The 26,973-nt window shown below is 45.3% G+C and carries 27 protein-coding genes and 1 tRNA gene; 12 read left to right on the forward strand and 16 right to left on the reverse strand.

From position 1 onward, the window contains the following. Window positions 1–218: 218 nt before the first annotated feature. From ACLVWP_RS14620 to ACLVWP_RS14635, 4 genes are all read left to right on the forward strand, one after another. Window positions 219–4,106, forward strand: a complete 3,888-nt coding sequence (locus ACLVWP_RS14620; protein ID WP_413558279.1) for a zinc-dependent metalloprotease — start codon at window positions 219–221, stop codon at window positions 4,104–4,106. 216 nt (window positions 4,107–4,322) lie between these two features. Continuing rightward, complete coding sequence (locus ACLVWP_RS14625; RefSeq protein WP_413558280.1) at window positions 4,323–5,192, forward strand: hypothetical protein; 870 nt, start codon at window positions 4,323–4,325, stop codon at window positions 5,190–5,192. Window positions 5,193–5,220: 28 nt separating this feature from the next. Next, a complete protein-coding gene (locus tag ACLVWP_RS14630; protein WP_413558282.1) occupies window positions 5,221–6,075 on the forward strand; it encodes a S1 family peptidase in 855 nt (284 codons plus the stop codon). A gap of 111 nt (window positions 6,076–6,186) precedes the next feature. Further along, window positions 6,187–6,792 carry a type 1 glutamine amidotransferase domain-containing protein gene (locus ACLVWP_RS14635; protein WP_413558284.1) on the forward strand — a complete coding sequence of 202 codons (606 nt, stop codon included), beginning with the start codon at window positions 6,187–6,189 and terminating at the stop codon, window positions 6,790–6,792. Window positions 6,793–6,838: 46 nt separating this feature from the next. On the opposite strand, the gene ACLVWP_RS14640 is transcribed toward ACLVWP_RS14635, so the two are convergent. From ACLVWP_RS14640 to ACLVWP_RS14660, 5 genes are all read right to left on the reverse strand, one after another. Beyond that, window positions 6,839–7,924, reverse strand: a complete 1,086-nt coding sequence (locus tag ACLVWP_RS14640; protein ID WP_413558286.1) for a DUF748 domain-containing protein — start codon at window positions 7,922–7,924, stop codon at window positions 6,839–6,841. Next, on the reverse strand, window positions 7,908–8,768 hold the full coding sequence (locus tag ACLVWP_RS14645) for a YihY/virulence factor BrkB family protein (RefSeq protein ID WP_413558288.1): 861 nt from the start codon (window positions 8,766–8,768) through the stop codon (window positions 7,908–7,910). Before ACLVWP_RS14645 ends, ACLVWP_RS14640 begins: the two co-directional genes overlap by 17 nt. Before the next feature lie 242 nt (window positions 8,769–9,010). Next, complete coding sequence (locus tag ACLVWP_RS14650; RefSeq protein ID WP_413558290.1) at window positions 9,011–11,368, reverse strand: helix-hairpin-helix domain-containing protein; 2,358 nt, start codon at window positions 11,366–11,368, stop codon at window positions 9,011–9,013. 42 nt (window positions 11,369–11,410) lie between these two features. Next, complete coding sequence (gene infA, locus ACLVWP_RS14655) at window positions 11,411–11,629, reverse strand: translation initiation factor IF-1 (protein ID WP_340596472.1); 219 nt, start codon at window positions 11,627–11,629, stop codon at window positions 11,411–11,413. 110 nt (window positions 11,630–11,739) lie between these two features. After that, the gene (locus tag ACLVWP_RS14660) at window positions 11,740–12,303 is read right to left on the reverse strand and encodes a hypothetical protein (protein ID WP_413558292.1); all 564 of its coding nucleotides are present in this window, start codon (window positions 12,301–12,303) and stop codon (window positions 11,740–11,742) included. Window positions 12,304–12,426: 123 nt separating this feature from the next. Between ACLVWP_RS14660 and lpxD the strand changes: the two genes are divergently transcribed. Together lpxD and ACLVWP_RS14670 are read left to right on the forward strand one after the other, a co-directional pair. After that, window positions 12,427–13,473 carry a UDP-3-O-(3-hydroxymyristoyl)glucosamine N-acyltransferase gene (gene lpxD, locus ACLVWP_RS14665; protein WP_413558293.1) on the forward strand — a complete coding sequence of 349 codons (1,047 nt, stop codon included), beginning with the start codon at window positions 12,427–12,429 and terminating at the stop codon, window positions 13,471–13,473. A gap of 8 nt (window positions 13,474–13,481) precedes the next feature. Beyond that, window positions 13,482–13,847 carry a hypothetical protein gene (locus ACLVWP_RS14670; protein ID WP_413558294.1) on the forward strand — a complete coding sequence of 122 codons (366 nt, stop codon included), beginning with the start codon at window positions 13,482–13,484 and terminating at the stop codon, window positions 13,845–13,847. Here ACLVWP_RS14670 and ACLVWP_RS14675 read toward each other — a convergent pair. From ACLVWP_RS14675 to rpmB, 8 genes are all read right to left on the reverse strand, one after another. After that, window positions 13,844–16,405 (reverse strand): PAS domain S-box protein, encoded by a 2,562-nt coding sequence (locus ACLVWP_RS14675; protein ID WP_413558295.1) that lies wholly within the window; start codon window positions 16,403–16,405, stop codon window positions 13,844–13,846. The two genes, ACLVWP_RS14670 and ACLVWP_RS14675, sit on opposite strands and share 4 nt — an antisense overlap. A gap of 127 nt (window positions 16,406–16,532) precedes the next feature. Then, entirely contained in the window at window positions 16,533–17,657 is a 1,125-nt protein-coding gene (locus ACLVWP_RS14680) for a THUMP domain-containing class I SAM-dependent RNA methyltransferase (protein ID WP_413558296.1), read from the reverse strand. An 84-nt stretch (window positions 17,658–17,741) separates the two neighbouring features. Next, window positions 17,742–19,475 (reverse strand): 4Fe-4S dicluster domain-containing protein, encoded by a 1,734-nt coding sequence (locus tag ACLVWP_RS14685; RefSeq protein ID WP_413558297.1) that lies wholly within the window; start codon window positions 19,473–19,475, stop codon window positions 17,742–17,744. A 35-nt stretch (window positions 19,476–19,510) separates the two neighbouring features. Then, on the reverse strand, window positions 19,511–19,762 hold the full coding sequence (locus ACLVWP_RS14690; RefSeq protein ID WP_413558298.1) for a hypothetical protein: 252 nt from the start codon (window positions 19,760–19,762) through the stop codon (window positions 19,511–19,513). Window positions 19,763–19,853: 91 nt separating this feature from the next. Next, window positions 19,854–20,684 carry a carbon-nitrogen hydrolase family protein gene (locus ACLVWP_RS14695; RefSeq protein WP_413558299.1) on the reverse strand — a complete coding sequence of 277 codons (831 nt, stop codon included), beginning with the start codon at window positions 20,682–20,684 and terminating at the stop codon, window positions 19,854–19,856. Between the two features lie 41 nt (window positions 20,685–20,725). Next, window positions 20,726–21,073: a hypothetical protein gene (locus ACLVWP_RS14700; RefSeq protein ID WP_413558301.1), complete on the reverse strand. Its 348-nt coding sequence runs from the start codon at window positions 21,071–21,073 to the stop codon at window positions 20,726–20,728. Between the two features lie 152 nt (window positions 21,074–21,225). After that, on the reverse strand, window positions 21,226–21,483 hold the full coding sequence (locus tag ACLVWP_RS14705) for a KOW motif-containing protein (protein ID WP_413558302.1): 258 nt from the start codon (window positions 21,481–21,483) through the stop codon (window positions 21,226–21,228). Window positions 21,484–21,496: 13 nt separating this feature from the next. Beyond that, the gene (gene rpmB, locus ACLVWP_RS14710) at window positions 21,497–21,784 is read right to left on the reverse strand and encodes a 50S ribosomal protein L28 (protein WP_413558304.1); all 288 of its coding nucleotides are present in this window, start codon (window positions 21,782–21,784) and stop codon (window positions 21,497–21,499) included. Between the two features lie 186 nt (window positions 21,785–21,970). Here rpmB and rpsR point away from each other — a divergent pair, with 186 nt between their 5' ends. Continuing rightward, a complete protein-coding gene (gene rpsR / locus ACLVWP_RS14715) occupies window positions 21,971–22,240 on the forward strand; it encodes a 30S ribosomal protein S18 (protein ID WP_142701242.1) in 270 nt (89 codons plus the stop codon). A gap of 198 nt (window positions 22,241–22,438) precedes the next feature. On the opposite strand, the gene ACLVWP_RS14720 is transcribed toward rpsR, so the two are convergent. Next, window positions 22,439–22,822, reverse strand: coding sequence for a hypothetical protein (locus ACLVWP_RS14720; RefSeq protein WP_413558306.1), 384 nt, complete (start codon window positions 22,820–22,822; stop codon window positions 22,439–22,441). A gap of 143 nt (window positions 22,823–22,965) precedes the next feature. Here ACLVWP_RS14720 and ACLVWP_RS14725 point away from each other — a divergent pair, with 143 nt between their 5' ends. Then, a complete protein-coding gene (locus ACLVWP_RS14725; RefSeq protein WP_413558308.1) occupies window positions 22,966–23,172 on the forward strand; it encodes a hypothetical protein in 207 nt (68 codons plus the stop codon). Here the strand turns inward: ACLVWP_RS14725 and ACLVWP_RS14730 are convergent. Further along, window positions 23,169–23,834: a hypothetical protein gene (locus ACLVWP_RS14730; RefSeq protein ID WP_413558309.1), complete on the reverse strand. Its 666-nt coding sequence runs from the start codon at window positions 23,832–23,834 to the stop codon at window positions 23,169–23,171. The genes ACLVWP_RS14725 and ACLVWP_RS14730 overlap by 4 nt on opposite strands. A gap of 81 nt (window positions 23,835–23,915) precedes the next feature. On the opposite strand from ACLVWP_RS14730, the gene ACLVWP_RS14735 reads away from it, so the two are divergent. After that, window positions 23,916–23,992 (forward strand) — tRNA-Pro (locus ACLVWP_RS14735). 192 nt (window positions 23,993–24,184) lie between these two features. Here ACLVWP_RS14735 and ACLVWP_RS14740 read toward each other — a convergent pair. Continuing rightward, window positions 24,185–24,589 carry a winged helix-turn-helix transcriptional regulator gene (locus tag ACLVWP_RS14740; RefSeq protein WP_413558310.1) on the reverse strand — a complete coding sequence of 135 codons (405 nt, stop codon included), beginning with the start codon at window positions 24,587–24,589 and terminating at the stop codon, window positions 24,185–24,187. Window positions 24,590–24,695: 106 nt separating this feature from the next. Here ACLVWP_RS14740 and ACLVWP_RS14745 point away from each other — a divergent pair, with 106 nt between their 5' ends. The 3 genes from ACLVWP_RS14745 to ACLVWP_RS14755 all read left to right on the forward strand — a co-directional run bounded on the left by ACLVWP_RS14745 (window position 24,696) and on the right by ACLVWP_RS14755 (window position 26,963). Continuing rightward, window positions 24,696–25,391 carry a nitroreductase gene (locus ACLVWP_RS14745; RefSeq protein ID WP_413558311.1) on the forward strand — a complete coding sequence of 232 codons (696 nt, stop codon included), beginning with the start codon at window positions 24,696–24,698 and terminating at the stop codon, window positions 25,389–25,391. An 18-nt stretch (window positions 25,392–25,409) separates the two neighbouring features. Continuing rightward, entirely contained in the window at window positions 25,410–26,399 is a 990-nt protein-coding gene (locus ACLVWP_RS14750; protein WP_413558313.1) for an LLM class flavin-dependent oxidoreductase, read from the forward strand. 63 nt (window positions 26,400–26,462) lie between these two features. After that, window positions 26,463–26,963 (forward strand): DUF1993 domain-containing protein, encoded by a 501-nt coding sequence (locus ACLVWP_RS14755; RefSeq protein WP_413558315.1) that lies wholly within the window; start codon window positions 26,463–26,465, stop codon window positions 26,961–26,963. Window positions 26,964–26,973: the final 10 nt, after the last annotated feature.

The following is a 26,973-nucleotide window of genomic DNA, read 5'->3' on the forward strand; positions in this document are numbered from 1 at the left end:
TGCCTGCTGAACAACCAGTGCACGTCTCACCTTGAGACACGAAAGTCCAAAGGCTTTGAGTGTAATATGTGCACAAGGCGGCCCAGAAACGTCCCTGTCCAAACTTTGGTCAGATAAGAATCTGCCAAGTCATCCCAAATCGAATTCGATCTGTAATCTCGTGGCACCCCCCATGCATTTATAGCATTTAGCGGAGCAAAGGCTCCGGGAGGGTTTTCATGCATAAGTTAGTAATTGTATCTCTTGCCTTTCTATTGTTTACCGCCGCTTGTACAAAGCAGCGCGATGCTCAATTCGCAACAGGGCAAGGTGAAAACCTATTAACGGTGGCCGAATACAATGGCAAAACGTTTGAAATCACAACGACGTCTTCTATTGAAGGTCAAAAACGAAACTTCTCCAGAGCCACTCAAATCGACGTTAAAGCCAAATCACTTGGTGATGACTCATTCTCAGTTGTCGCTTATGAGGTCAATGATCCTCTAGCTAAAAAGCTTTTGGGCGACACTGCGATCGTCGGCAAAAAGAACATGAAATATAAAGGTCTCATCCGCGTCGAGCAAAATTACCTTAAGGTATATAAAGTAGCTCCGGAAAAAGACCTTCCTATTAATGAAGTAACTTACGCTACTAAATTGGAGAGCGGCGAACTTGCTGTTCCTCTTATTGGTTACCCAATCACTTCACGTCTAACTGTAGACCGTGTTAAAAATGAAATGGGTGAAAAGACATCTACTAAGTACGAACACAATCAAGAAGACATCAGCAACGCGACTCAGTTCCGTATGGACTTGTCACGCGGTGAAATCTTCGAAGCCGTTGTTAAAACTGACATTTTGCCTGCTGATTACTTCGAAGGTGAATGGTACTACAACGAAACAATCACTTCTGCTCCGGAAGAAGACTCTGAGTCATTGGGTCAAGGCGCTGCTTACGACCAAACTCTGACGCCTTCAACTCGTATCAAATTTTTGAAAAACGAAACTGATCTTAAGGTCGTAAACTTAAATATCGACCAACGCTTGATCAAAAAAGAAGACGTAAACTTCAAAACAGCTTTGACGATCCCAGTTGAGTGGAAGTCCTACAAAGTTACTGGCAACGGTACGGGTATGGCTGAAACTGAAGACGGTAAAGTTCACTGGAGCAAACGCCCTTACCTTTCTGTAGGCTTCGGTGCTTCTCGCTCTTTGATGAACTCGGGCGAAGCTCGTCTGGTTTCTTTGGAAGTTAAAGACGACTACTTGTCTTACGCTGTAGAAAACAACCGCGACAACATTCGCACGCGTTACTCATTCATGCGCGTTAAAGATACTAAGTATCAACCAAAACGTCTTTTCAAAGATGACAAACGTCAATTCGGTTACTTTGAAACTGAACGCCAAGTTGTACAAAACTATGAAGTCACTCGCCAAGAAGACGTAGAAAAAAACCTCTACATCTCTCGCTTCAATCCAGGCGCTGGTAAAATCGTGTACCACTTCACGAAAACGACTCCGCAATGGATCCGTCCATACGTACGCGAAGCTATCAAAAACTGGGATGACGCATTTAAAGCTGCGGGCTCTAACGTCAACGTTCTTTTGGATGAAACTCAAGACGTTGAGTTGGGTGACCTTCGCTACAACGCTATCAATATTATTGAAAACCTGACGGCTTCAAACCTTTTCGGTTTCGGTCCTTCAGTAACAGATCCATTCACGGGTGAGATCATCTCTGCAACGACAAACGTGCATTACACGCCAATTCGTGAAGCCGTGATCGATGAGTTGAGAACTTACATCGACATGAAATTGGGTCGCTTGAACGAAGGTCGCATCGTAGGTATCTCTGGCCATATGACTGCTATGACCGAAATGGTAGTTAAGCAGGCTGGCAATGCTATGCAAGTAGCTTCTGACTATGTTCCGATGATGAAAGGTCTTAAGCTTTACACTGCTGACGATAAGAACCCTAACAAGTTCAAAATGCAGAATATCGATTTCAGAAAGCGCACTAATAAAAATGCGAAAGAATTCGACGTGGCTATCGCATCTGGCAATATCCACAAAGAAATCGAAGCACAGTGTTCTTCATTGGTCGACTACGTAGCGACTTTGAAAAAAACAGGTCAGTCACACAATGAAAATGAAATCAAAGTTCTAGACGATTGCTCACGCAAAATCGCAGTGATGAAGTTCATGGGTACTTTGACTCACGAATTGGGTCATAACTTTGGTCTTCGCCATAACTTCATGGGTTCAAATGACTCAGCGAACTTCTGGTCAACTAAAGAATCTGGAACGGAACACCAAGTGCGCTCTTCTTCTGTGATGGAATACCCATCATTCAATGAAGACCGTCTATTGAAACCAGGTAAATATGATATCGCAGCGATCCGCTTCGGTTATGTGAACACAGTTGAAGCTAGCAACGGTAGCATCGTAACTCTGGATACAAACAAAACTATCGCGGCTAACTTGTCACAAAAATCTGCGACTCTGCGTCCTTATAAATTCTGTACGGATGAAGACGTATCGATCTCTGCAGATCCTATGTGTCAACGTCATGATGCGGGTGTAACTCCGGTTGAAGTGGTTCGTAACATCATCGCGGACTACCAAGCTTCTTACCAGTTGCTAAACTTCCGCAGAGACTCACTACGTAACATCAGCCCGAATCGCTTGATGATCTACCGTGCTTCTCGCTTCTTCTTCCCTCTTTCTCGCTTCTATGAAGAATGGCGTATCGGTCTTGCTCGTTACATCGGTCAAGACGAACAGTACCTAGAAAGAATGACTGAAGAGCAATTGGACCAAGTTATCGCTAAAATGTCTCGCGATCCTCAGTACTCTGAGTTCGTGAAACAATACCGCCCTGTTGCCACTGAAGTATTCAACTTCTTGATGGAAGTAGCGACACTTGAGAACAAGTACTGCGTACTTACAGACGAACAAGGCATCCCAAGCTTGATGGAGCTAGAAAAAGTACGTAACCAAATGTTCTTTACTAAAAATGCGTCGATCAGAACTTGTGCTGAAGCTCAAAACCAAGGTTTCTGGGCAAATCAAAAACTGAAGCTCTTCAACGAGATCGGTTATGAGTTGAGCACATTCAGATTTGACCTTTCAGCTAAAGCAGCGATGGAACCGTTGGATGTCGTTGGTACTCAAGGTGACCGTTTGATGGCCCTTGCGGTTCTAACAGATCACACGACTTCTTCGTACAACGGTTACTCTACGGATTTCCGTCCATCCTTCATGGATGAGCCGGCTTTCCGTAAAAAAATGCAAGAGACGGTCTACGCTCGCGTAACTTCGGGTGTTCCGGGTTCATCTGTTAGCAAATACATGGGTAACTCAGCCGACAGCGCTAAGTACAAAGAGTACTTGAATAAGTTGAGCTTCCCACGCTTCTCGGCAGAGCAAGACATGTTGACTGCAGCATTCACATCAACTGTTCGCGGCGCGATGATCCCAGGTAAGGAAGAGGAAAGTGCTTCCCGCTTGAACACACTTCGCGGTGTATTCACTCGTCAGCCAACTGAAGAGTTGATGAAGGGTGCCAAAGCTTACGCTCAAGTTGGTGGCGGATACTTTGTAGTAGTTGATAGCGAAGCGAAGGATGCAATTGCACTTGTGAACAAGTTCAATTCCTTGCAAGCAGTGAAATCCAAAAAAGCATTCGATGCTAAGAATGCAAACAACGCAAAAGTACTTGCGGTTGTAAAAGGACTTCCATCTGCGGCTCAACTTGCGAAAATGACTTTGGGTGAAGTTGCTAACGCTTACAATAAGGCTGCTGAAGAGCTTGGTACGATCGAAGCAGATCCAGCGCAAGTAGACTTCCTTTTGGGCGAAATCAAGAGTGTTATGTCAAACTTGAACATTATTGGCGGCATGAAAGAGAAAAGCCCTGAACAATTCGACCAATTCATGAAAATGAATTCTGTTGAGTTCACGACGAAGTACCTTAACAGCAACCAAGGTTTCCAAGGTAGTGATTTGGCTGATGCGGCTATGGCTGCCAACGACCGCGCGGTGAAGTACTACGACCTCAACCGTGTTGAAGTTGATGCTCAAATCAACTTGCTTTCAAACCTGATCCTGACAGCGGCATCTATCTAAGCGTCGTCAGTACCAATAAGATCTAAAAAATCCCAGGAAGAAATTCCTGGGATTTTTCTTTTCCGCCGCAGGCCAATCTCATTTTGAGACAGAGCCGCTCTTTGCGGGCTGTCAGAGTCTTAGACACCTTACATGTGCATACACCCGCTATATTCCTCTATGGGATGGCCTTTTGTGGCACTGTCCCTGCAATTAATTCCAGTGGAGGCTCCGCCTATGAAAATCTCTGCATTCTCAATTTTTAGTGTGCTTTTGACGATGGCCCTGACACCGGCCACATTTGCAGCTGCGAGCAAACCTACAGGGAAGCCTTCCGCAAAATCCTCCACAAGCCTGGTGCAAAACACCAGAAATGATAAAACGATTTTTAGCGGTTTGTTCAACGTCTCTCGCTCAACGAGCTTGGTTAATCACGAAGACGGTTCCGCTCAAGACGCCATGGAATACGCGGGACGCCTGAATATGAATCTTAATAAAAGCTATGTACTACGTCTTTCTGGTGGTTACTCCCAGAACTTAAACGATTCTTCGTATGATGACTTTAGCGATACTTCATTGAGCATCCGTCACAACCCCTTTGCATTGAATAAAACCTTTTTGATGGGCTGGAACCTTGGCGCTACGGCTCCAACTTCTAAGGACTCTTCGAAAAGACAAAGTATGATCGCGGCCCTGAACTCGGGAATGAACGTTATGGTGAATCCAGACAGTTTAATCCCAGGTTTAGGAATGGTTGCGGGTATTTCATTGAATCGCAATCTTCACCAATATGAAACCGACGTTAACGGCAATGTTCTAAGCCAGTACACTTCGTCGCAAAGCTTTTCGATTTCTTACGACTGGCCAGTGGGCATCACGCTGTCAGCGGACTTTGTTCACCAAAATGCGTGGACATACCAAGGCAATGTGAAAGAGGTCTTTGCCTTCACTCAAGAGCTTGGCTATCAAATGAACAACTGGTTGGCCTTAGGTATCGGTCATACCAACATGGGCAGCGTTCTTAAGCCTGATGGCGTTGAGTCCAATATCAGCATCGTCAACGAGAACTCTTCTCTTGTTTACGCTTCAGCAACTATTATCTTCTAAACGTCGCTGCTTGCGAAAGAAGGCCCCTGTGCTTAAGAATTTCTTTGCCACTGTTTTATCATTTTCAACCCTTCTGATCTCTGCACCCGCGTTGGCCATCATCGATGGCCAAAAGCTTGAACAGCTGAGCGATCTTCGTGCGAGCACTGTCTTTGTTTTTATCTTTTCTCAAAACAGCCAACGCATCTGTACCGGGACTTTGATCGCCAAAGACCTGGTGCTCACAGCGGGCCACTGCTCACCTGATGAGTCTAAAAATGAACAAGTCGCTATCGGCTTCGGTCTTGATGCTAATTCTGCATTTTCTAACAACGGAAAATTGAAATCCTATGGCACCGTGGTCCGCACCGCCGTTGTCGAACAATACGATCGCAACAAACCTCAAGGCTCATTAACAGTTCAGTATGATTTAGCAATCATGCAGTTTAAAGGCTCTTTACCTGCTGAAGCCAAACCTCGTGCACTCCCAGAAGCCCCGTTTGAGATTTCCAAAGCTAGCACCTTGGTTCTTTCTGGGTACGGCTTCAATAATGAAATCAATCCCGATGAGTCCGCTCTAAGAATGAAAACCTACCCAGCATCGCAAATCGCGGATGCGGTCTATGATCATACAAAACGCCAAGCCTATGATTTTCCAGGTGCGATCATCATCGAGCAACCTGAGGGTGGCGTGTGCGACGGAGACTCCGGCGGTCCACTCTTTGTTCAAGAAGGCCCAAAACTTACCATGGTCGGCGTGGCCTCTTACGTTCTTAACGTAAATGCGACGGTTAAAGACGGCAGCCAACTTTGCCGTGGCAATGCGGTCTTTGTCGATATTCGCGCGAATCTGGGATGGATTAAAGCTGCCAGCCAAGCCCTTCAAAACACTTCGTCTATGTAGAACGACATGCAAGACATCAGTTTCGCTGTTATTGAACACGATCTCCCTCTGTAAATTGCTTCCTCCTTAGTCAGGCTTAATCATTAAGTCTCTCATCAAGGAGGAAGAATCATGAGTAAAGCCTTAGAAGGAAAGAACGTTGCGATCCTTGCAGCAGATGGCTTTGAACAGTCGGAATTGCTGTTACCTAAAAAAGCCCTTGAGGATGCTGGCGCCAAAGTCGAAGTCGTTTCCATTAATACTGGTGAAATTAAAGGCTGGGAAAACGGCAACTGGGCAAAACCACTAAAAGTCGATACTGCGATCAATGTCGCAAGCTCCGATGACTATGATGCCCTGATGTTACCGGGCGGAGTGATCAATCCCGACAAACTAAGAAATGAAGAAGGCGTCGTACAGTTTGTTCAAGGTTTTGTTGATACAGGCAAACCCATCGCAGCCATCTGTCATGGCCCTCAAACACTGATTGAAACTGGCGTCTTACGTGGCAAGCGCGTGACTAGTTATGCATCCATCCGCACAGATATCATCAACGCTGGCGGAGAATGGGAAGACAACGAAGTCGTCGTCGACAATGGCCTCGTTACCAGCCGCAAGCCTGCAGACATCCCGGCCTTCAGCCGCAAGATGATCGAAGAGTTCGCTAAAGGCCCTCAAGACATGTCGGTCCTAGGCCTCGGCGAACAACGCCGCGAACACCAAAAACACGCACACTAACAAAATGAAAAAGGTACGTCCTTACCTCCCAGGTAAGGACGTACCTTTATTTCTTCTTCGGCACGTCTTTGATCGAAATTGTGTTATCGATCGTTTTCTGCAATGCCTCGACAAAGCCATTTCTCAACGAACCCCAGAAAGCTCCCCAAGAATCTATATCCGGACCTTTAGTGGCACCTTCGAACTCAATCGTCGTAGCGACAGCTTTATTATCAGAGTTTCTTAAAATTAGATTGCTCATCGCCAAGCCAACTTCAAAAAAGAATCTCTTGGGTGAATCAAACTTTTCCTTGGGATCAATGACATCCAAGTTTTCAAAGAATGGTTTCATGTACCCTTTGATATTACCTTCGCGGGTGCTCACCTCGCCAACGATGCTGAACTTACCCGATGTAAAGGTGAATGGGCCATAACCCAAAAAGAAATCATTTAGCTTCGTCACATCCAGATCTTTCATCGAAAGCTTGGATTCAAAGGCAGGAATTTTTGACAGCAAGTTAAGCTTTGCCCCCGCAGTCACGATGCCACTCTTTTGCAAGCGCGCCGAGGCCTCGACTGTACTCGGTAGCAGCTCTTTAGAATTATCAGTATTCTTAATATTCGTAGCTGCGATAGAAATTTTATCTAAGACAACATCTACGGGAACCTTGAAATCTTTGTTGTAAAGATGAACCTCACTGTTCACCATGCGAAAGGACTCAAGCTCTATCGGCACAAGTTTTCCGACAACTGTCTTCCAGTCCTCCCCGGTGCCTAATTGCTTTTTCTTTTTATCCTCACTATCGATCAGATCTAACTTCATGCCATCAACCGTCAGATCGCCCAACAGCTTGCCTTCAAAAATTCCTCGCCATGCCAGCGATAGATCAATGTCTTTAATATAAATAAGAGGTGTTTTTTCGTCCTTCACCTTCTCCCAGATTTTTAATCCCTGCATTGAATAGGCGCCACGGTACAAGGCCAAATCAAAATCTTCGATCTTGCCCTTGTAAGATTCCATCTTATTGCCCATGTACCAATTGATCCCGTACTTAATCCCTGTTGGCAGAAAAATCCGCACAACAATCAACAGGATCAAAACAATCCAAATTGCCTTATGAACTCGGCCCAGAGATTTAAACAGCTTTTTCACGAATCTCCTCCTTATTAATTTCATTCGCTACTTCCGCACTTAAGAAAATAACCGCGGAGGAATAATAAACCCATAACAACAGCACGATGAAAGAGCCCGCCGCTCCATACAGCGAAGCCACGGCACTTTGCCCCATGTACAAACCAATCAAACCTTTACCAATGGAAAACATAAACGCTGTGATAAACCCCGAGGTCAGAGCCACCTTAGGACGAACCTGCACCTGGGGAATAAAATAGTAAATCGCACTGAACAGCAGTCCGAAAATCAAAAGTGAAATAACAAAGTTAATCACCTGTCCCAGAACAGCCTCGGCACCTTTTAAATACATCGACAAAACAGAAGACACGATCAAGGAAATGATCGAGATAAAAACAAAGGTTAAAACCATACCCATATTGAAAAGCTTGGTTTTCATAAAGGTCCACACCGACTGCAAGAAAGACTCTTCCTCCAAAGCCTTATAGTCGATCTTCACCTCAAAGATTTTATTCAATGACATGCGAAGCTCACCAAAGATCGCTCCGGCAGAAAAAATCAGCGTCACCAAACCCAAGATCCCTGCCATATCTCGGACCTCCGGTTGTTTCTCCACGTTCTTAGCAATTTCACGCAAAATATCCGAAGACTGATTTCCGAACAGCAAATTGATCTGCGCCAGGATCTCTTCGCGAAATCCATCATTAATCAAAGCGACAAAAGTTAAGAGCAGAACCAATAAGGGAGCGAGAGATAAGGCGGTGTAAAACGACAAGGAGGCCGACATCTCAAAGATATCGTCGCGGCCTAGTTTATTAAAAAAATCTTTCGCAGTAACTCTTTTCAAAGACGACAGCAACTTCATCAAAAAAAGATAACACGAAAACTGTAATGAGCCTCGAAGCCACCTTTTGATCTTTAACAAAGAATCCGGCGCAGCACTCATTCCTAAAAAAATGCCGGGTCAAAGCCCGGCATTTTTGAAGTCAAAATCTGACTACTTACGGATTTTAGCTCTGTACATACGCTTTTTAGTCAAAATGCGTTTTTTTCTGTGACGGATACCTTTTTTAGATTTGCCTTTAGCTGCCATGTTAATCCCCTTTGTTATTTTTTAGTTGGAGTGTTCATCAAAGCCGCGAACGGATTGTTGAACGGATTGCCTGGTTTCGCTGGTGTACTGTTCATAGGACGCATACCACCACCTTGACCAACTTGTGATTTCCCAGAACCTTTAGTCGCCGTAGCGCCACGTTGTTGCTGAGGTCTTTCACCACGAGGAGCCGCTGCCATTTCAGGAGCGTCGTCCATTTTCATAGTCAAAGAAATCTGGTTTTTCACAGTGTCCACTTTCAATACTTTCACAGACACATGGTCGCCTGGATTTACCACTTTACGAGGGTCATCCACGAACTTGTGAGAAAGTGCTGAAATATGAACCAAACCATCTTGGTGAACACCGATATCTACGAACGCACCGAAATTCGTTACGTTAGTTACGATACCTGGGCAGATCATGCCTTCTTTAAGGTCTTTCACTTCCATGATGTCATCGCGATATTGGAAAACTTTGAACGGATCACGAGGGTCACGTCCTGGTTTTTCCAACTCTTTTACGATGTCGTCGAAAGTAAACTCACCCACTAGCTGAGCCCATTTAGTTCTTTGTTGAACCAATTTCTTAGCGCCTTCACCGATAACTTCAGTCAAAGAAACACCAAGGTCCTTCGCCATATCAGTCACAGCTTGGTAACGCTCTGGATGGATACCTGTAGAATCCAACACTTGCTTACCACCTGGGATACGCAAGAAACCAGCCGCTTGTTCGTAAACTTTTGCAGAGAACTTAGATACTTTCAAAAGTTCTGCGCGGTCTGTGAACAATGCTTTTTTACGAGCCTCAACGATACCTTTCGCAAGTGCAGGACCGATACCCGCTACGTGAGAAAGCAACGCTGCAGAAGCCGTATTCACGTCAACACCTACGTTATTCACGCAAGACTCAACGACCGCTTCCAATGATTTTTTCAATTGAGATTGATTCACGTCATGTTGATATTGACCAACACCGATAGATTTTGGATCTACCTTCACAAGCTCCGCCAAAGGATCTTGCAAACGACGCGCGATAGAGATCGCACCTTTTACAGTAAGATCTAGATCTGGGAACTCTTCACGAGCGATGTCAGAAGCAGAGTACACAGAGGCACCTGACTCAGAAACCATCACTACAGGAATGTTTTTACCAAGATCTTTCAAAACTTTGCGCAAGAAAGATTCAGTCTCACGACCCGCAGTACCGTTACCGACAGCGATCGCTTCGATTTGAACTTGCTTCATCACTTCGCCGAACAAAGTTTTAGCTTTGCGTTCAGCATCGTCGCCCAAAGTGTAAAGAACCGTGTGAGAGATAAAAGCGCCTGATTTATCAATCAAAGCAACCTTACAACCTGTACGCAAACCAGGGTCGACACCCAATACGCATTTTGAACCGTATGGAGAAGCCAACAAAAGTTTACGAACGTTTTCCGCGAATACAGTGATCGCGTCTTGATCCGCTTTTTCTTTCAACAGACGGTGAACTTCGTTCACTACTGAAGGAAGAACGTAAACGTTCAATGCCAAACGAGCTGATTGCTTCAAGTACTCACCAACAGCATTGTCAGGAGTCGAAGTCGCGAAGTTCTCGTAAGATTTCAAGATCGCTTCGTCGTCACCTTTAACGTCAAGAGTAAGCTCTTCTTCCTGCCAGCCACGTCTCATCGCCAAATAGCGGTGATTGTTTTTAGCATCCATCAAAGGTTTAACTGGCTCTTCAAACTCTTTGTACATTTCGTATTTAGAGTTCGCTTTGTAGCCTTTAGCCGCTTTAGAAACGATGCGACCATTTTCGTTATAGTTTTTAGCAACCATCGCACGAAGTTCAGCATCATTGGCGATTTTGTCGACGATGATGTCTTGAGCGCCCTTAAGAGCTTCTTCGTAAGTAACGATCTTGGCAGTTGGGTTTAAGAAAGCTTTCGCTTTCATTTCCATAGTCTCGGAGTCTTTCAACTTGCCGTGACCCATGTCCCAAATCCAATTCGCCAAAGGTTCCAAGCCAGCTTCGCGAGCGATAGTAGCTTTGGTTTTCTTTTTCTTTTTGAATGGTTTGTAGATTTCTTCCAACTCGCCCAAGTCCCAAGAAAGCTCGATACGCTTTTGGACTTCAGCCGTGAGATTGTTCTGCTCCCCGATCTCTTTGATCAAGAACGCTTTACGCTTCACGATTTCGTTGTAAGTTTCGTGACCTTCGATAACACCACGAATTTGAACTTCGTCCAAATTGCCGGTTTTCTCTTTACGGTAACGTGCGATGAATGGGACTGTAGCCCCTTCCGCAGCAAGTTCAATCACGGCTTGTGCTGATTTTGCTGGGACAGTTGGGACAATACGAGCCAAATAACTCTGAAGAGCCTGATCCATAGAACCTCTAGATTTATTGGAATGAGTTTGAACTAAATCTAATTATTTATGACGGAATTGGATCAGACCGTGAGTAGGATCGTATGGAGATACGCCTACGCTCACGCGGTCACCAACAACCACACGAATATTAAAGCGTCTCATCTTGCCGCAAAGTTTTGCGTTGATGATAACTTTATTTTCAAGTTCGATCTTGTAAAGACCACCCGCAAGGGCGTCGATCACTTTTCCGTCAATTTGTACTAAATCGTCTTTTGCCATGTAGGTAAATTTCTAAGTCAGATAGCGGGGCCTTGCAATAGATTTCTGCCCTTTTATATCAATATGCAACACGGAAAAAGCCCCGTTTCCGGGGCTTTTTCAGGATTTAATTAAGATAGTTTGCGGTTGCTGATCAGCATGCGCTTGCCGTCTTCAAAAAGGACCTCAAGTCTGTCGTATTCGTTTGAAAGGATATATCCCCAACCGAAAATCTTGTGTTCAACTGGCGTTTTGGCCTCATATTGGTTTCCAATATTGTAGGACTGAGCTTTTGTACCTTTGTACTTCTCGTGAAGCTCGTGCCATTTGATTTGATCCTCAGAAAGCCCTGTCTTGTCGATTTTGACTTTCTTTTCTTTCTTAGGAGCCTCTGCCACCTCAACCGCAGGAGCCGGAGCCGCCTTAGCTGACTTCTTCTCTGGTTTTTCTACAGGTGCTTTAGCTGCCTTTACAGGAGCTGGGGCTGGAGCGGCTTTCGCTGCTTTAGCCGGAGCTACAGGCTTTGCTGCGGGTTTCGCAGGTTTAGCGGGAGCCGCTTTCGCAGCTGGTTTAGCTGCAGGTTTTGCGGCCTTCGGCGCAGGCTTAGCTGTCTTAGCGGCAGGCTTCGCTGCCGGCTTAGCAGTCTTCTTTGCTTTTGCCGCAGGTGCTTCCTTTTTTGCTGCCTTTTTTGCCATCTCAATTCCTCTCTAAATTTTAAAGGTGAGAAATGATCGAAACGTGTTTATTGAGACTTATACTATCACCCAGTGACTTGACATCAAAAAAATATTGGGAAAAATGTAGCGCGAGGCATCACTATGATTACATCAGACGTTATTATATCTCTTCAGTCTCCGGATGTGTCTTACGTATCCGGCTCCAAGGAAACCATCGCTAAGCGAGTTCTTCCTCCCGATCAGGCCGACTCCGAAAGTTTAGTCTTTGTCACTAAGCCTGATCAACTCGAGAAAGCATTGAAAGCTCACTCCCCGATTATCGTTGCGCATAAGGCTTTAACCTTACCAACAGATTCTCAAGTGACTTTCTTCATGGCGCCGAACATCCAACTAGCCATGGCAACCATCCTGCCACTATTCGATGGCAAGATGAACCGCTTCAACCAAGAGACCAAAGTTCATCCGACAGCGTTCATTCACGAAACGGCTCACTTGGGCCAAAATGTTTCCGTGGGTCCATTTGCAGTCATTGGTGAACACGTCCGTATCGGCGATGGTGCAACCATCGGAGCCCATGTGGTCATCGAATCATATGCTCAGATCGGCACTTTGACGATTCTTCATCCCCAAGTTTTCATCGGGGCTTATTCCGAAATCGGAGCTCATTGCGAATTCCATCCCCACACCACAATCGGTGCTGATGGTTTTTCTTTCGCAATGGCCAAAGACGGAACTCACAGAAAAATTCCACAAATCGGCAAAGTCGTTATCGAAGACAATGTTGAGCTTGGAGCCAACTGCGCGGTGGACCGTGCAGCCCTGACTGAAACTCGCATCGGTAGTGGAACTAAAATGGATAATTTCTGCCACGTGGCCCACAACTGCATCATCGGCAAAAACAATGTGATGGCTGCTGGCTTTAAAATCGCTGGCTCCAGTGTCATCGGTGACAACTGCATGATCGGTGGCGACACTGCAGTCTCTGACCACGTTCACATTTGTGACAGAGTTATCCTCGCAGGTCGCTCCGCCGTCACAAACGACGTGCAACAAAGTGGTGCGTATGGTGGATATCCTCTTGAACCAATGCGTGATTCGTTGAAAACTCTGGCAAATCTGTCACAACTGACTCGCATCAGAAAAGAACTTGCCCGAGTCGTAAAACACCTGGGCCTTAAAGAAGAATAGAGGACATAATGACTTACGAATTTTACAAAATCGCACACATGCTGGGATTGATCACATTGTTCTTTGGCTTCGGCGGCCTTTTGGTAACGACTTATGCAGGAGTTACTTTGAATTCAAAAGCTCGCTTGATGAGTTTCGCAACTCACGGCATGGGCCTTTTGCTTTTGTTGATCGGTGGCTTCGGAATGCTCGCTAAAATGGGTATCATGAAACAGCTTCCAGGTTGGGCTCTAGCAAAACTTGGTATCTGGGTGATCATGGGGGCTGCGATCTCTATCGTAAAACGCAAAGGTCACATCGGCTGGCCTATCGCGATCTTGCTTTTCGGCTTGGGTACAACAGCCGCAATGCTAGCGATCACAAAACCGTTCTAGTTTTCTCTCTCGGAACCGCGACTTAAAACTTCCTGTAAGGCCTCTCTCTTGAGGGGCTTTGCAAGGTAATCATCAAATCCCGCATCCAAGCATTTCTCTTTGTCACCTTTCATTGCATGCGCCGTCAGCGCCACAATCTTTCCTTGATAACCCTGACTTCGTAAGGTCCGCAAAGCCTGAAAACCATCCATCTTAGGCATTTGAATATCCATTAAAATAAAATCGTAGGTTTGCCCCTGGCATTTCTGAATAGCTTCCTCTCCATTTTCAGCCAGAACAATCCGCTCAGTCGGCACGCCCACCTTCTGTAAGTACCGCTTAAAAAGTTCTCGGTTATCAGGGGCATCATCCACAACTAAAATGAGACCGATATCTCGAGCTTCCTGCATCGGCGCAACGTTTATAGAAACACGGACATCGCTCAACTTCATTTCCGAAGTTTTCTGTGCAGCCACAGAAACAAAAAAGCGACTGCCCTGCTGAGGAGCGGATGAAAAATAAATGTCTCCCCCCATAAGGCGAGCCAACTTGCGAGACAAGAACAAGCCCAATCCTGTACCGCCAAAACGCCTTGTGGTGGAGGTATCCGCCTGCGAAAAAGGCTGAAACAAGTGAGTCCGTTGATCCTGAGAAATCCCGATACCAGTATCGGAAATAGTAAATCGCAAAAGCACTTCTTTAGGTTCAGCACTTTCTTGAACTTCCACGGCCAACTCGACATAACCCTTTTCGGTGAACTTAATCGCATTACCGACGATATTAATCAGAATCTGGCGCAATCGATTTGAGTCCGCTATAAAGGCATCCAGAGCGCTGGCATGAACCAACCGCAATTCAATTCCTTTATCCTCTGCTGATGCCCGCATCAGTTGGATTACATCAACCAACAAGGCATGCAAAGAAAACGGAGCGTTTTCCAACTGGATCTTCTCTGATTCAATTTTAGATATATCCAAAATCTCATTCACGATCTTTAGCAACTGGTGACCGTTCTTTAAGACAGTATCCACTGATTTCCGTTGGTCAGCAGCCAACCTTTCGTCCTCACGCAAAATCTCCGCAAATCCCAACATGGCTCCCAACGGAGTTCTGATCTCATGACTGACATTCGCTAAAAAATCAGATTTCGCCCGACTGGCATCCTGCGAGCGGTAATAAAGACGTGAATTTTCAATCAAGATCGCCAGGCGCCCACAAACTCGCTCCGCCAACACTTGGTCCTCTTTGTTAAAGCGCCTTTTAGAGTGAGTAGAAACATAAGAAACAAATCCCAAAGGCTTTCCATCACGTACAACTAACGGAACCAACATAAAGGCTTCAGAAACCAACCGAGAATTTTCATCCACCTTAACGTCAGGGTGATAGGTGTCTTTCACATGCGCTTTTATTTCACCTAAGCCATTCACGATGACTGTCTTATTTGAAATCACATTCGAGGATTCTCCCGACTGCGACTTCCATCTGGGGGCATTCTCAGATCGCCACTTTCTGATAAAGGCCACTTCCTCCGGATCAGTGCCGTAGCACTCCTGAAAAACGATATCCATACTGTCTTCATCGATCACCTCAATAGTGCAGACATCAGCCAGCAGCGGAACCATTTTCTCAGCAAAGGATTTCAAAATCTCCTGTGTTTCAAAAGTCCGCGACAATGCAAAAGACACTTCAGAAACGAATTTCTCCTGACGAGCTCTCCACTCTGCGGATTCTTTCTCTGCCTGAGCCCTGACCAGCTCAGCTCTTTGTCGTTCATGTTCTTTGCTCTCGGTGATGTCTTCGGTGACACCCAATAAGTACCGCGGCTCCCCATCTTGATTGCGGATCGCCATTTTTATCGTGTGAATAATTCGATCACCATTACGGGTGGGCAGAACATCTTCGGTCTCAGCATAGGGGATTTCTCCACTGAGCACGCGACGATCCATCGTGCGGAACATCTCCGCGACTTCTTTCGAAAAGAAATCAAAATCATTCTTGCCAATGAACTCATGCCGAGAGATCCCCAATAATTCTTCTCCCGCACGATTCAAACGCACAAAGGACAGGTTCACCGCATCTTTAACAAACACCATCGATGGCATGTTCTCGATGATTCCACTGAGGAAAGCCTCGGATTCCTCGAGCTGCTTGGTACGCTGGAGGACATGCTCCTCAAGGCGCGCATTGGCTTCCTCTAATTCATTCTCGACTTGTTTTTGCTTGGTAATATCTAAGGCCAAGGTGATGATCGTGCCGTCATGAAAACGCGTGACACCCAGACGAATCGGAATGCGATGCCCATCTTTGTGAAAGTATTCTTTGTCGAAGGAAATCGAGACACCGGGCTTTTCTTGCAGCTGTCGCAAGACCTCCTGGCTTTCCTCGGCGAACTCCGGAGGTGTCAACGCCTTCCAATTCAATCGGCCCGCCTCAAGATCATCGCGGGTGTAACCTACAAGTCTTAAAAAATAATCATTGGCATCAAGAATAAGCCCCGAAGCATCGGTCGATAAAACGCCGATGAGCTCTGACTCATAAATAGTAAGATAGCGCCTTAGCAGCTCGGAGGCTGGATCCATAGCTCTATATTATAGGGACCTAAGAATGCGGTCTCGAACTTCACGTCTTTGAATGTAGACAAACATCAGGAGGTCCAAGCTAGGATGGCCCCACAAAAAGCAAAAGGCTCCTTGCGGAGCCCTTTATCTAGAACATGCTGTATTTCAAGAAGCGGCACTCAATGTTGCCGTTGAAGACAAAGTGTTTGCGAGTGGATTTTAATTTCAAATCCGCGATCAAGTCTTTGTTACCAGACAGGATCCAAGCATCCCAGCCTTTGAATCTGTGTTTCAAAGTGAAAGACAGATCACGATAAACGTCGCGAAGATTGTCTTCATCACCGATACGCGCACCGTATGGAGGATTCACGATGATCAAGCCTTTTTCAACTGGAGGTTCAACTGTCGCAACTGATTCTTTTTTGAATTCAATCACGTCATCAACGCCAGCCGCTTTCGCGTTTTCTTTAGCAGATTTCAAAACTTTGTTATCGATATCGTAAGCATAGAACTTAGTTTCGATTTCTTCTTTTTCACCAGCGATAGCTTCATCAACTACTTTATCCCAAGTTTCGCTTTCGAAATTCAAAAGATTCATGAAACCAAAACGCTTACGGTTGATACCCGGAGCAATATTTTTAGCCATCATTGCTGCTTCGATCATGAACGTACCAGATCCGCACATGAAATCCACAAGCGGAGTTTTGCCGTCCCAGTCAGAAAGCTTGATCAGACCCGCTGCCAAGTTTTCTTTCAAAGGAGCATCACCCACGTCTTTGCGGTAACCACGTTTGAAAAGTGAATCACCAGAAGTGTCGATAGAAACGTTGAACTGATTTTTCACGCAACGAACAACCACACGCAAAGCTGGGTTGTAGTTATCTACGTCAGGGCGGATACCGAATTTATCGCGGAACTGATCCACGATAGCATCTTTGATTTTCATCGCGATGAAACGTTGGTCGTTCATTTTTGAATCACCAACAGAAACGTCGATGCTTAATGTTTGATTCGGTTTGATGTATTTCGTGAAATCGTGGCGCATGATTTGCGCGTACAATTCTTCTGGTTGGTAGGCGAAGAAATCTTGAATCGGCTTCAAGATACGGCTTGCCATGCGAGAGTGAAGATTCGCTTTGTAGCAACCTTCCCAGTTGCTTTCAAAGTAAACGCCGCCGGCAGTTTTGCCTTTTACGTTTAGACCTAAATCTTTAAGTTCTTGTTCTAGAGGATCTACGAGACCGCGTGCTGTTGACGCGAAAAATTCTGCCATGGGATGGGCCTTTCTGTTGGTTAAGAAAGCCAGGTCCCTCGCCCGACTTTCTACACCGCTAGGTCCCACCCATTATCAAATCGGCTAGACTTCGCGATATTGTGGTCCGCCGCCACCTTCTGGCACCGTCCACTCAATGTTTTCGAATGGGCACTTAATATCACAAGTCTTACAGTGAATACAGTTGGTATAATTGATTTGTAGGTCTTTCTTGCCTGCCTCTTTTGTAGACGGAACCATCTCGTATACAGCGGCCGGGCAGAAATGATTACATGGTGATTTGTACTGTGGCTCACATACAGAGCGGCAAATATCGCCATCTTTAAGGATTAGATGATTTGGAGAGTCCTCATCATGCATAGTCCCCGTCAAATAGACGCTGGAAAGCTTATCATAGAACAACATACCATCTGGCTTCGGAAGCTCATCCAATTGCTCCTCATAACCATTTGGACCCCATACCTCAACGACCTTATTCGTCGTTTGAGCATCTGTATGATCCAAAGGCATTGGATCCTGAAGGCCGCGGCCCCCTGTGATCTCTTGAAGCGCAATGTGAGGCATCCCCTCGATCATCCCTTTAGAAAGGGCCTGATGGAAGTTACGAACCGCATAGAGGTCTTTTTTAACGAAGCTGTTCTCGATACGAGTTTCATAAGCTTTAGTCACAGATTCGTTGAATTCAGAGCCTGCAATCAAACCATCAACGATAGTTTCAGCAGCAGACATACCCGCCTTCATCGACAAGTGAAGACCTTTAAGTTTCTTAACATCGACCATTGAAGCCGAGTCACCGATAACCATCCAGCCATCGCCGTAAAGCTTAGGCATTGAATACCAACCACCCGCAGGCAAAGTCTTACCGCCGTATGCGATAACTTTACCGCCCTTAAGCATATTCTGCATGAACGGATGAGTTTTCAATTTTTGCAGTTCACGGTGTGGATCAAGCAATGGATCGTTCGTATCCAAGTACGCCACCAAGCCCACGATGATTTTATCTTCAGGCAAAGTGTAGATGAATGTACCACCGATAGATTTGCTCAAAGGGAAGCCCATTGTGTGGATCACTTGACCCGCTTCAACAGTTCCTTGTGGCATTTGGATGATTTCTTTAACGCCTTCTTCGAAGACTTCAGGATGTTTGCCTTCGCGAAGGTTTAATTTCTCAGTTACTTTTTTGAACAAAGAACCGCGTGTACCTTCGGCAAACACAGTCACTTTAGATTTCAAAATCAAACCTGGCTCAAAGTTACCTTTTGGATTGCCGTTTTTATCACGACCTTTATCGCCCGTGCGAACACCAACGATTTTGTTACCTTCGTACAGAGCTTCAACCGCAGCAAAGCCTGGGAAGATATTGATGCCTTTTTCTTCACACTTAGTGCCCAACCAACGATTCAACTTACTTGCTGAAACGATATAGTTGCCATGATTTTGGAATGGCGGCGGAGTGATAGGCATTTTGAAAGAGTAGTCAGCACCCAGATAATAAACTGCATCTTTATGAACTTCTGATTCAAGAGGGCAGCCCTCATCTTTGAAATTAGGAACAAGCTGGCGAAGTGCCACTGGATTTAGAACCGCGCCCGACAAACTGTGAGCACCAACCTCAGAAGCTTTTTCGATCACCACGATCATTTGATCTGGAATTGGTTGGCCCTGTTTTTTTCCAGAGGCTACGTCTTCGTTATGTTGATTGATTTGGTTTTGCAAATGAAGTGCGCAAGATAGACCTGCTGAACCACCACCCACGATCAAGACATCACAGTCCATCGTTTCGCGAGTTACACCTTCCGGCAAATGATCGTACACCATAAATCTCCCAGTAGCTTTGCCGCCACAAGGACGGCTTATTCTTCTGCAGGTTCCTCGTTTTGGATTTCTGCTTGAGGAGCTAGTTTACGTGGAGGGTTTGTGACCTGAGCTTGAACCTTCAGATCGCCTTCATCACGACCGCCTGGATACAGACGTTTTTTCGCTCGTTGCGCCAACTCAGCCTCTTTGCTTTCATCGCGAACGGCACCAGCCAATACTTCCTCGGCATAAACTTTTGCCCCAAAAAAGGAAGTCATCAAAACAGAAACCAAGAAAAGACGGATCATGATTACCCCGTTCCCTGCGCTTGTGTTCAGCGCGCATTTAAAAACTAATTGAGAAAGATGTCACCAGAAAATTGTGCAGAATTCTGCTGATTTAGGCAACTGGAAGCCGTCTGTGAAACTTCATTGGGATCTGACGACGAACTCCGTCAATTCTCTCTTTTGTAAGAGTCACCACTGAAAATCCAATAGAGCGTTTCTCGACTTGGCCAACCACTGATCCCCAGGGATCAATCATCAAACTATGCCCATAGGTTTCACGAACGCCACCATTAATTCCCTGGTGAGTCCCACCTTGCGCACTGGCCATCAAATAAGACTGACTCTCAATAGCACGAGCCCGCAACAAGATCTCCCAATGCGCTTCCCCGGTTTTAACCAAGAAGGCCGCAGGAACCATGATCAAGTCCACTTCCTTACGCGCATATTGCGAAAACAGTTCGGCGAAACGAATGTCGTAACAAATTGTTTCCCCGATTTTCCAACCGTCGACTTCGATAATACTTGGACGTTGTCCGTGACGGAAAACATCAGATTCACGAATCGGCTTTTGACCTTCGAGGTGAATATCAAACAAATGCAATTTTTGATAAGTCGGCTTCACTTCCCCTTTGGGAGTGATCAACACTGAAGAATTATAAAGATGTCCCTCTAGTTTCAGAGGCACAGATCCCAAGTGCAAATGTGTATCGTATTTTTTTGCGAGCTCTGCGACCTTGTGAAAGGCCTCATCATCAGGAGCAAATCCGTGGATTTTCTCCCCTTCTTTCACTCGCATATAAAGGCAATTTTCAGGAAAGCCCACCAAGCGTGGCTTGTGAGCCTTAAAGATATTTTCCAAGAGGGATTCGATCTGCATCAGGTTCGCATCGACATCATCGATGGAGGTCATTTGCGCAACCGCAACTACCAACTCCGAACTCATAACATTCTCCTTCGCTCCCTCTCGCCCTTGAGAGGTGCGGACTATTCTACGGAAATAACTGTAGAGGAACGCGCTTCTTTAACGTCGCGACAATTCCACTTAGCTTCTTCCAAAGTCTTTCTGACGCCTGCGATAATTTCAGTGCAGGAATTTTCATCGCCAGATGAACCAATAGTCTGATCGACTCCTTGCTTAGTGTAAATAGCTTTACACTTAGAATCAGAGCCCATCTCTACGCGGAGAGTACGAACTGTTTTGTTATGCTTGCAGAGAACCATAGCATCGCCGATATCAGCGTAAGCTAGGGACGAAAAAAAAAGCACTGGCATCGCAATCGCGACCAGTGCTTTCTTGTATTTTTCCACTGTGATTTGGTCTCGCTTAATCAAGCTGCTCTCCTGTCTTAACAAGTTGGGATCCAGGTTTGTCCAAAAACAATTGTTTCCTGAATCCAACTTAATTTTACGCAGCTATGTAGGAGACTAAAACGAAGAGATCACCTTTGAGACCAAATTTAGGCTTTATCCTGGGAAGGAATTGCCTATGTGGACTTTTGTTTAGCTGATTTCTTAGCTGGTTTTTTAGCAGCAGCTGCTTCAACCAATTTCACGTTTGAGTAATCGATGAAGCCTTCTTTTTTCAAAAGACCATCTTTTTTGTCATAGTGAGTTTGTACTTTAACGCCTTGAACAGAGATTTTCATCGCGTTAGCGTCGATAGCCAAAACTGTGCCCTTCTTACCTTTGTCAGAGCCAGAGATAACTTGTACAGTCGCGCCTTTTTTGATTTTCAATTTCATTTGTCAGCCTCAATTATTTCTTAGAAGAGATTTTCTTTTTGATTCTCATCTTAACTGCCATTGCTCTTTTAGAAAGAGTCGCGTCGTTAGCAGACAAGATATAAGTATCGAAACCGCCAACGTGTTCCATGTCACGAAGCGCAGAAGTCGCGATGTTCAAACGAACCATAGAGTTCAAAGAACGGCTAAAGATGCGTTTTTTCTGAACATTTGGTTGCGCAGTTGTTTTAGTTTTGATGTTGGAGTGAGATACCAAGTTTTTTACAACTGGGCCTTTTCCAGTGATTTCACATTTGCTCATTACGTGCTCCTACTAGCTACAAGTCGAGGTCAGCGCCGCCCGACCCCAGGATTCTTTCCTGAAATTCAATAGGGACGCCGCAAACAAGAAACAACCATATAAAGTAAAAAGACACTTGATGGCAACTCTTTTTTCTTGTACACCCATTAACTCGCAAACCAAAAGGAACTCAAAAAGAGGGTACTCATGAAAAAGACAACTCGTAGCAAATATAGACAAGAATTCTCTGGCGACCACGTTTTCGATTACAAAGATCCAGCATCTTTGACTCGTTTTATCGGCGATGGTGGCAAAATCACTCCGTCTCGCATCTCTAAATTGTCAGTAGCTCAGCAAAAACGCGTAGCTGCAGCAGTTAAAAAAGCTCGTAACTTGGCTCTATTGCCTTCAGGTACTGATGCTTACGATACTTTCCACAGAGCTGAAGCTATCTCTCCAGTTCCTTTCGAGATCTAATTAGATCTTAAAATCGAATAGAGCTTCCTTTTGGAATTAAAAAAGCCGGCCCCAAGCCGGCTTTTTTATTTTGCAAACCACCTTACAGTCGATCAAAAGGGGTCAAATGCAAGGCGGAGGAGAGAACCGCAGCGTAGGCGTACTAAAGGTACGCTGGAGCGAGGATCGGAACCGACAACGCAGTCAGTTGGCCGCTTTTCATCGGCTGAGTTTGAACCAGCGAATCGCAGTGACCGCGACCATCACCATGTAAGATTTACTCGACCAGCTGTGTAATAGAGGTCCAGGTAAGCCCCAGAAATACAACTGATCAAAAGGCACTCCCCAATTCATCAAGCGAATCCCCAGAATCGGCAGCGCAAAGATCACCCAGAACTGCAAAACGGTCACGAACCAGATGATCTCACGGAACTGAGCCCTTTGGTGCTCCCAGATCATCAACCCGATTGGCATCGTCACAAACAACACGCCAGCAACAGTGGCTGCGATTTGCTTGTCCGAGATCGTGGCAAAGATCACCATCACGGCAGCAATTACTAATACTTCAACAACTAGATATTCTAAGAAGCGGTTTCGTCTCATATCCAAGAAGTTAGTCCACCGCGAGGGACAACTCAAGGGATTGTGATCTTCATTCCTGGTTTAAATTGATTTGGAGTGCTCCAGGGTTGGCAATCCGGTTGCAATAGTGGGATCTCGTCAACTTTTAGCGAAGGAAAAGTACGATGACTCAACAACAAAACACTCTTTTGAAACTACAAACAGATCTTAGCAAATTCGGTCTGAACCCTACGGAATGGACGATCAAAAAAATCCAATCCGTTCACTACTTAATCATCAATAAAATCGACGACAGCTTTGCCCTTCACGGCATGCTTTCTTTTAAGAAAAGCACTCCCACCTGGAAGTCCATTGATCTAGTGGCTCTCTAAAAAACGTCGCAGCGAACAGAAAACAAACTGCGATTCCAGATATCACTCTCCGTTAGAACCGCCGTCGCTTTACGAGGCTCGACAGTTGAAACTGTCCCCTCGGGTGTCAGCGGGATCTCCTCTCCCGGAAGCTTGGCAGATACTCTTTGACGAAATGCTGTCCAAGCTTCTTCTCCGTTGGCTCTGATATAGGTATTTTTCAATCGACAGAACGTCGCGATCTCGGCCTCGGTCAACCAACCGAATCTTTCGTATGTTCCTGCCTCTGGGGGCTTTACTCCCCACGCCAGGCGAGCCATCAACTCTAAGCCATCATTAAGGGCTGTCGCCACTTCATTGACCTTATACAACTGACCCGCGCATTGAGCAGAACCTCTGGAAACGGCGTCGCCGATATTTTTAAGCGTCGAAAAGTATTCGTAGCACGATCCACCACTGTTCCCGAGCTGACATGCCTCTTTTTCGCGCACAATCGATGGCGGGATGGTATTTTTCTTTTGCTGAGTCGAAAATAACTGACCCTTGAGATTTTCTCGCAAAGCCTCTTCCTGAGTGTCACAAACAGTGTGCGGGGGCTCGATCAACATGAACACGATCACCCCAATCAGGATCGCACCCACAACAAGTACAGGCTTAGGCAGAGACGCTAGAAACTTATCCATGAAAAAAATGATACTTATATTACGCGTTAGAATCTAGCAGTTTGACAACAGGCACTGTTTTTATTAGTTTCCTGTCTCTGTCGGGGAGTAGCGCAGTCTGGTAGCGCATCTGGTTTGGGACCAGAGGGTCGTAGGTTCGAATCCTATCTCCCCGACCAATTTTCTAAGCGAACCTTTTTCTGGTTCGTCCCAATTTTTAGCATTCAAATCAAAATTATCGATATTAGAGACAGCGAACTTCAGGGTTCGCATAACGACGTATTCGAAGTCCATTTCTTTATGCGAACCTATGCTGATCAATTACTGAATGACAAATTCACTCAGAGAGAAGCGCATTTTCAATCCACTGCTCACTTTTTTAATTTATCAGCTTGTGCACGAGATTTTTTCACCTCACTCCAATTGTCAGCTACCCAACAGACAAGGGCCTGTTGGATCGTATATAGACTTAATCCCAATGACGAAAGTTGGTATTCCACGCGTGGAGGAATTTCCGGAAAAACCTCACGCGCAACGATACCATCTCTTTCAAGCTTCTTTAATGTCGAACTCAACATTTTTTGAGAAATTCCACGCACAAGTCTTTCAAGCTCTGAGAACCTCGCGCGGTGTTCTGGAGCACCCTGCAAAGCTACAATTATAAAAACGCTCCATTTGTCCCCCACCGTGTTCATGAGCTCCCTAACTCCATCCGCATCAACATTGTTGCAAAGCTGATTAGGCTGAATATTTCTCTTATTAGACACCTTCTTCATACGCACCCACAGGTTAGTAACCCACGTAAAGGTGGGTTCTTGTGCCAGAAACATATCACCTGTATAGTGACTTAACAATGGTTAGTACATAACCAAAGGAGAGCTTGTGGCTGAAAACATTCCAACTCAACAGTTCACAGAAAATGCAGAAAAATTGATTCGTTCTCGACGTTCAAAAAGAGACTATCTTCCAGAAAAAATTCCTCAGGAAACGTTAACGAGAATATTTGAATTGGCCAATCAGGCTCCGTCGTCAACGAACACTCAAGCCAGACGGATTGAAGTAGTCAGTGGGCCGCTTCTCCAAAAATTGTCGACCGCTATGAAGAGTGCCTACGAAAAAAAACATACCTATCTAGACTTTCCGTATACTTCTAGCACTTATACCGAAGTCTACTCAAAGCGCATGCAGGAATTTGGGGCAGGCTTATATGGTCTGCTAAAAATTGCTCGTGGAGATCAAGAGGGTAACAAAAGAAATTATATTCGGAATCTCGAATTCTTCGGCGCACCCCATGCCGCTTTTCTGTTTGTTCCTAATTTTGATGTCGAAAGAAATCTCAACGACATAGGCATGTATGGACAGACTTTACTTCTTGCAATGAAAGCTTATGGTATCGATAGCTGTCCACAGGCCGTCTTAGGTATGTATTGCGACGTAATTAGAGAGACTTTAGATATAGGTCCAGAGTACAAACTTTTGTGGGGGATATCTTTCGGCTACGCAAATCCCGAGGCCCCCGTTAACCAGCTCATTACTTCGAGAGCTCCATTAAACGAAACTGTGACATTCAGAGAATAATTTTGTGGAGCATCGCTAATGAAAATAAATCTCTCAGTCTTAGATCTCGTCATGATCAACAAAGATAGCAATGCCCAGACAGCGCTGCACGATGCATTAAAGGTTGCTCAGAAAGTTGAAGAACTGGGCTATACTCGGTTCTGGGTTGCTGAACATCACAACTCTATTTCAACTGGAAGCGCCGCAACCCCTGTAGCAGTAGGTTTTTTGGCAGCTGGAACTAAAAAGATTCGAGTCGGTGCCGGAGGGGTTATGCTTCCAAATCATGCTCCGCTCATCATCGCCGAACAGTTTGGAACATTGGAGTCTTTGTACCCCGGACGAATCGATCTGGGCTTGGGAAGAGCAACTGGAACCGAGCTAAACACACTGCATGCCTTAAGGCGCTCACCAGATTCTTCAGAAAGCTTCCCACAAGATGTTCAAGAGCTTCAGGGTTATTTTGAAAACCACAGTGAAGGCAAAACGATTACGGCAACGCCTGGACAAGGGCTATCTATCCCTTTGTGGATATTAGGTTCAAGCACATTCGGTGCACAGCTAGCTGCACACCTGGGATTGCCGTTCGCTTTTGCAGGTCACATTGCGCCAGCATCTATGCGTGATGCGATTGAAATTTATAGAAGCAATTTTAAACCATCAAAACAACTAAAGAGTCCGTACGTCGCGATCAGTATCAATCTCGTAGCTGCAGAAACAGATAAAGAAGCAGAGTTTCATTTTTCTAGCCATCAACAATATTTAATCAATTATGCAAGAGGCTTAAAGGAGAAATTTCCGTCACCGATTGCCGACATGACTAGCTTCTGGTCTGCTCGTGAGAAAATGTTCTTGGATAGAATGCTAGGTTTCTCTGTCATAGGCTCGCCGGAAAAAATTCGTATAGATTTAGGGAGTGCTTATCAGGAAACAAAAGCCGACGAGTTTATAGTGGTTAGCTCCATCTTCGACACAGAAGCAAGATTAAGATCCTATGAGATTCTGTCGAACGTGGTATCAAGTATTTAACCTAAGATCATAAAGTACGATCACGCAAATTTTTACTTAAACAATAACAACAAAGGGAATTTCATGATGTACGCACAAATCACACAGTTCATAAAAATGCTCCACACACTTTCCCGCCTTCTCGATAAAGCGCAAAGGCACGCTGAAGCGAACAATTTTACATCAGAAGAACTTCTGAACTCACGTCTTGCACCAGATATGCTCCCCCTGACGAGCCAGGTATATTGGGCGTGCGATACGGCAAGGCTCGCCACCTCAGTTTTGAGCGGTAAGGAAGTGCCAGTTTTTCAAAATAATGAGAAAACGATACCTGAACTTAAAGCTCTCATTGAAAAGACGATCAGCTATGTCTCATCGATAAAAGAGAGCGATTTCTCCGGCTGGGAAGAGAGAATTGTCGCTCCAAAGGGCTGGTCCGGAGCTTTTCGTGGAAAAGATTATTTCTATCAGCACGGAGTTCCGAATTTTTATTTTCACGTGGTTACGGCATACGCGATCCTTCGCCATAAAGGCGTTCAGATCGGAAAGATGGACTACATCGGCCAGCTGCCTTTCCTGAGATAACCATCACAAA

The organism is Bdellovibrio sp. HCB209 (assembly GCF_047306065.1).
Taxonomy (GTDB): domain Bacteria; phylum Bdellovibrionota; class Bdellovibrionia; order Bdellovibrionales; family Bdellovibrionaceae; genus Bdellovibrio.